This is a genomic window from Tahibacter caeni (assembly GCF_024609805.1).
GTDB classification, from domain to species: domain Bacteria; phylum Pseudomonadota; class Gammaproteobacteria; order Xanthomonadales; family Rhodanobacteraceae; genus Tahibacter; species Tahibacter caeni.
Window position 1 is genome coordinate 1 of record NZ_JANFVR010000631.1, and the last position, 1,299, is coordinate 1,299.

2 protein-coding genes are annotated in these 1,299 nt (G+C 72.7%); both read right to left on the reverse strand.

The genetic code is table 11. From position 1 onward, the window contains the following. The coding region (locus tag NON22_RS24445; protein WP_257389585.1) for a hypothetical protein at positions 1-370 on the reverse strand (370 nt) is incomplete at its 3' end. A gap of 99 nt (positions 371-469) precedes the next feature. Further along, positions 470-1,299: LpxL/LpxP family Kdo(2)-lipid IV(A) lauroyl/palmitoleoyl acyltransferase (lpxL, locus tag NON22_RS24450; RefSeq protein ID WP_257389586.1), on the reverse strand; the 830-nt coding region annotated here is incomplete at its 5' end.

Sequence of the window (1,299 nt, forward strand, 5' to 3'; positions counted from 1 at the left end):
GCAGCTCGCCGCCGGGCTCGGAATGGGTGACCGGTTGCATGGGTTCGTGGACCTGCGGCGCGGCGCTGCGCGCGGCGGACGCGGCGGCCGGAGCCGGTGCGGCGGCGGGCGGGATCGGCGGAGGCGCCGCGGCCGGGCGGCGCGGCGCGGGTTCTTCGGGAGCGAAGCGGTCGCGCACGGTCTGCGTGAGCTGCAGGGTTTGCAGGTCCTGCTCCACCTGCCGCAGGCGGCCCTGCAGGGCGCTCAGCCGGCCGAACAGCACGCCGACCAAGGTGCCGAACACGGCGCCGACGCCGAAGCCGTTCTGGAACAGGGTTCCCCCGAGGAACGTGCCGACGAACAGGCCGATCAGACCCAATAGCCAGGGCATCTCGTCTTCCCTCCGTGAATGCGACGTTCACACTCTAGCGGCCGGCCGGGCCGCCGTCGCGTTCTCGTGCGCGGGTATCGCCGGCCGATACCGCGCGGATCAGTAGACGGGCGGCGCGCCGGGCGGGCGGGTCTTGAAGCGCTTGTGGAGCCAGAGATATTGCGCCGGCGCCTCGCGCACCATGGCTTCGATCGCGCGGTTCACGACGGCCGTGTCGGCGACGGCGTCGGCGCTCGGGAAATCCGCCAGCGGCGCCTCCAGGCGCAGACTGTAGCTGCCGTCGGGCTCGCGCCGGTGGAAGAACGGCAGCACGAGCGCGCCGGACAGCCGCGCGAGATGATGGGTCGCCGTGATCGTCGAGGCGGGCTGGCCGAAGAACGGCACGAACACCGACTCCTTGCCGCGCATATCCTGGTCGGGCGCGTACCAGACCGTGCCGCCGCGCTTGAGGTAGCGGACCGTCGCGCGCAGTTCGTCCTTGGTGAACATGGTGTCGGCGTAGCGCAGGCGCGCGGCCAGCACGGCGCGTTCGAACACTGCGTCGTCCATCACGCGGTACATGCCGGCGATGCGGATGCGCCGCGACACGAGCCGTGCACACAATTCCAGATGGGAAAAATGTCCGCCGACCAGCAGCACGCCGCGGCCCTGCGCGCGCGCCGCTTCCAGGTGTTCCAGCCCGTCGATGCGGCACGGAATCGCGGCGATCCGTTCGTCGCTGCCGAACCAGGCCAGCGCGAACTCGACGAGCATGCGGCCGCTGTCGCGCAGGCTGTCGGCGAGCAGGCGCCGGCGGGCGGCGTCGTCGAGCTCGGGAAAGCACAGCGCGAGGTTGCGCGCGGCGACGTGCCGGCGCACGACGAGCAGGCCGCCCGCGAGCCAGCCGGCCAGGCGGCCGAGCCGGCGCAGCCACGGCAGCGGCAGGCGCG